Here is a 3955-nt window from a genome sequence, read left to right on the forward strand (position 1 = left end):
AAAACTATTACAAGTACTTGATTTTTTTTAACAGGAAGCCTTACACTGTTACCAGAATTAACAAAACACCCTTACAGGACGGGTAATTGCTTAACAAGTATAAGTAAAATTGTTACAGGACGGCGAATTATTTAACAAGTATAAGTAAAACTATTACAAGCACTTATTTTTTTAGCAGGAAGAACTTCAGGGATCACAAGAACATTAAAATTTCCAACAGGATGCTAATACCAAATAAACATCAAAATGCCCATATCATTCTTTATCCCTGCCTGACGGCAGGCAGGTAATCCAGTTATACTTTATTAAAAATTATTTAGTTCACGAACTTTGTTTTTAATGGGTGTTCATGAATCTTCGATTTCCGTCTAGGCTTAGCCTAGATGCAAAGAATTTTTAATTATTCACGAATAATAATTTTATAAGTGTTCATGAAACCTTTAAGGTTCAACGGAGTTAATCGCTTCGCTTATTTCGTCTAACAGAATTACATTTCGAATTATAATGAGCATTTTGAAATTCAATTGGTATAATAGGCTGCCGCGCGATTGCATCGTGTGGTGTATATCCAACTAATTTAGCGCATTCAAGGAGTCTATATTTAAAGCCGCAAAAACTTTACTTTTTTTCTATCGATATCATTCCTTATTTTTGCACCTGAATATAAAGAGAATAAAATGGCATTGATATTAAACCTCGAAACAGCAACAAAAAACTGTTCTGTCAGTTTATCGAATAATGGAGAAATAATTGCTCTAAAGGAATTGAATTCAGGAGGTTTTTCTCATGCCGAAAAACTTCACCCTTTTATAGAGGATGTTCTAAATGAAAGTAATTTTTGTCTTGAGGATATAGATGCTGTTTCGGTAAGTAAGGGCCCCGGTTCGTATACAGGTTTGCGTATTGGAGTTTCAGCTGCCAAAGGGATTTGTTTTGGCAATGATATCCCTTTAATAGCTATTCCAACATTAGAATCTCTGGCGAGCAGTCAAAAAGGGAAGGATTATATTTTAGTTCCTATGCTCGATGCCCGAAGGATGGAAGTTTATGCCAGTATTTATAACCCTGATATTGTAGAAATCAGAAAAACAGAAGCTGAGATTATAGACGAAAATTCATATTCCGAATATCTTGAGAAAGGTAAAGTCCTGTTTTTTGGAGACGGTGCCGAGAAGTGTAAGGAAATCATCAAACACGAAAATGCTGAATTTATTGATGGAGTTTTTCCTTCGGCAAAAGAGATGGGCGAAATAGCCGAAAAGATGTTCAACGAAAATAAATTTGAAGACAGTGCTTATTTCGAACCTTTTTACCTGAAAGATTTTATTGCTACAAAATCTCTTAAGCGAGGATGATCTGTTAGCTTTTGTCCTTTTCAGGCAGTGTATTCTACTATTTTAATAGCTCCTCAACTTTTATAAATCTGTAGTTTTTAATTGTTTATGTAGTCACGAGTTCTCTTCTTTTCAAGTGCTTTTAATCAACGTATTATAATTTTATTGTGTTCTCTTAAGTTTTTATCTGATTTTGTTAATAGGTTAATTATTTTAATATTCTTAATTCCATTTATATTATCTATGTATTGAACTTCTATTTTTAATATATTATTTATGTCAATTAAATAATCATTGTAATCAGCATCTATAATTTCTTCATCAAGAAAAAATAATACAGAGTGCTTTTCATTTGGTAGCTTTATATGATTTTCGTTCAAATAATTTAAAGTAATTAATCTTGGGTTATAGTCATCATTTGTTTCAACCTGTATAGAGCCATAATATATTTTATCACCTATTACTAACGAATCTTTTTGAACATTTAGAGAGGCTATTTTTTTTAAATCGATAGACTTTAATACATTTTCGTTTATGTGTTTACCATTAAGAAAATATGCCGGTGCTTTTTCTTTGGTATTTGTGTCTTTATAAGATATTAAAGGGATTGAATCTTTAACTGTTAGGTTTAATTCTTTTTTTTGAGCAAAAGAATTTATTGAGAGACCAAGTGTTACTAAAATTAACAGGTTTTTCATAATTTAAGTTTTTTTAGTTTGTCAGGCATGAAATCTAACTGAGAATAATACCCTTAACCTCCTGAACATAATTTCGACCGATAGGAATCTGATTCCCTTCAATCTCAACTGTATTACCTACTACTGCTTCTACTTTAGGAATTGAAATAGTAAAGGATCTGTGGGTCCTGATAAATGTTTCGGGGGGAAGCATATCTGTAAAAGATGTTAAAGTTTGATGTACAACGTGCTTTCCTGTCGAAGTATTTATTTTAATATAATCTTTAAGACTTTCAACATACAGAATCTCATCTAGATAAATTTTAACCATTTTCTTATCTATATTAATAAAAATATGGTCTCTGTTATCTTCTATACTCCCTGTTTTATTCGATAAAGCAGAGTTTATCTTATTAACAGCTTTCATAAACCTGTTAAATGGAATCGGCTTAACCAAATAATCCAAAACATCCAGCTCAAAACTTTCTACGGCGTATTCCCGGTATGCTGTTGTGATTACAATAAGCGGCGGATTATGTAATGTTTTAATCAGTTCCATTCCGTTGATCAGAGGCAGGTTAATATCTAAAAATACAACATCAATATCACCTGACTGTATTATTTCAAGAGCATCCATAGGATTTGTGAAAGTTGCTACTATATCAAATGTTTTGATATTCGACAGGAAACCTTCAATTACCTTTATTGCCAAAGGTTCGTCATCCACAATTATACAGCGACTGTTCATATATTATATTATTTAGGTATAGCCAGTAAAACAGAATATCTGTTGTTTTCTGTATTTATTGATAGCCTGAAATTATTATTATAGTTTAGCTTTAAGCGCTTTCTTATGTTTTTTATCCCAATACCTTCATTAACCTGACGAAATCTTTTATCTGCAATATTTGGAATAGGATTCTCTACCATGAATATCAGCATTTCTCCGGATGTGTCGAATTTAATATCTATGACAATATCCGAATTATCGGCACTTACCCCGTGCTTAAAGCAATTTTCGATAAATGGCAAATACATTAAAGGAGGTAAATATACTCCTTCTATTTTACCGCTTATTTCTATATTGTATTTAAGTCTGTTATCAAACCGCAGTTTTTCTAAATCCAGATAGCTTTGTATATATGCGAATTCTTTGGTCAATTGTATTCTGTCATCTTTTGCTTCGTACAATACATATTGCATTAATTCCGATAATTTCAATACTACTTCAGGCGCTTTATCAGATTTTTCTAATGTCAGAGCATATAGATTATTAAGCGTATTAAAAAAGAAATGCGGTTGTATCTGAGCCCGTAGATATTTTATCTCTGTTTCCAGATTGAGTTTTGTTAATTCCTGATTCCTCTTTCTGGAGTTTACCCAGTCCATTGTAAGCTTTATGGCGGTAGTAATTCCTATTACATACAATTCGCCCAATACAACGGTAACATAATGTAATCCTACACGTGCTTTCGCACCTTCAATTGCTTCCGGCCAAACATCTTCATTAATAAGATAATAAGTGATAGTGGTTTTCACAAAATACATCAATGTTAAAGCCGCTAATAGCAATATGATATATACGTAGTACTTTCTTTTGGCAACAAATTTTGGAATAAGATAATATGCGTGAAAATATGAAAGAGTAATATGGATAGGGAAACCTACTAAATTTGATTTAAAGGAATAAAAAAAATCGTTGTAATAACTGCCCCATCTGACAAAATTTAGAATAAAGAACCCTACCCAAAATATTATATGATAATTTATAGGGATCCGTTTTTGCCATACTTTATTATCAACGCTGTTCAATACTAAAGTTTTTTTGCTGAGTGATATCTGAAATTTCCGAAACATGTCCTTTTACTTTATTTATCGGTTTCATCACACTATATAACCAATAAAGAAGTTGGACTTGAAGTCTGTTCCAAATGTAATAAAAAA

The 3955-nt window shown here is 31.6% G+C and carries 4 protein-coding genes; 1 reads left to right on the forward strand and 3 read right to left on the reverse strand.

Going from position 1 to position 3955, the window contains the following annotated elements; translation table 11 throughout:
* The first annotated feature begins 677 nt into the window (after positions 1–677).
* Positions 678–1355, forward strand: coding sequence for a tRNA (adenosine(37)-N6)-threonylcarbamoyltransferase complex dimerization subunit type 1 TsaB (gene tsaB, locus ABFR62_13450; protein ID MEN8139426.1), 678 nt, complete (start codon positions 678–680; stop codon positions 1353–1355).
* A 125-nt stretch (positions 1356–1480) separates the two neighbouring features.
* On the opposite strand, the gene ABFR62_13455 is transcribed toward tsaB, so the two are convergent.
* From ABFR62_13455 to ABFR62_13465, 3 genes are read right to left on the reverse strand one after another with little or no spacing between them, the layout of a single operon-like run.
* The gene (locus ABFR62_13455) at positions 1481–2032 is read right to left on the reverse strand and encodes a hypothetical protein (protein ID MEN8139427.1); all 552 of its coding nucleotides are present in this window, start codon (positions 2030–2032) and stop codon (positions 1481–1483) included.
* 34 nt (positions 2033–2066) lie between these two features.
* Positions 2067–2759, reverse strand: coding sequence for a LytTR family DNA-binding domain-containing protein (locus ABFR62_13460; GenBank protein ID MEN8139428.1), 693 nt, complete (start codon positions 2757–2759; stop codon positions 2067–2069).
* Between the two features lie 8 nt (positions 2760–2767).
* Complete coding sequence (locus tag ABFR62_13465; GenBank protein MEN8139429.1) at positions 2768–3823, reverse strand: histidine kinase; 1056 nt, start codon at positions 3821–3823, stop codon at positions 2768–2770.
* Positions 3824–3955: the final 132 nt, after the last annotated feature.

Source organism: Bacteroidota bacterium, assembly GCA_039714315.1.
Taxonomy (GTDB): domain Bacteria; phylum Bacteroidota; class Bacteroidia; order Flavobacteriales; family JADGDT01; genus JADGDT01.

What these genes read in the sequence shown, in the direction of transcription:
- tsaB (MEN8139426.1), top strand. Translation starts at nt 678, where the DNA reads ATGGCATTGATATTAAACCTCGAAACAGCAACAAAAAACTGTTCTGTC.
- ABFR62_13455 (MEN8139427.1), bottom strand. Translation starts at nt 2,032, where the DNA reads ATGAAAAACCTGTTAATTTTAGTAACACTTGGTCTCTCAATAAATTCT.
- ABFR62_13460 (MEN8139428.1), bottom strand. Translation starts at nt 2,759, where the DNA reads ATGAACAGTCGCTGTATAATTGTGGATGACGAACCTTTGGCAATAAAG.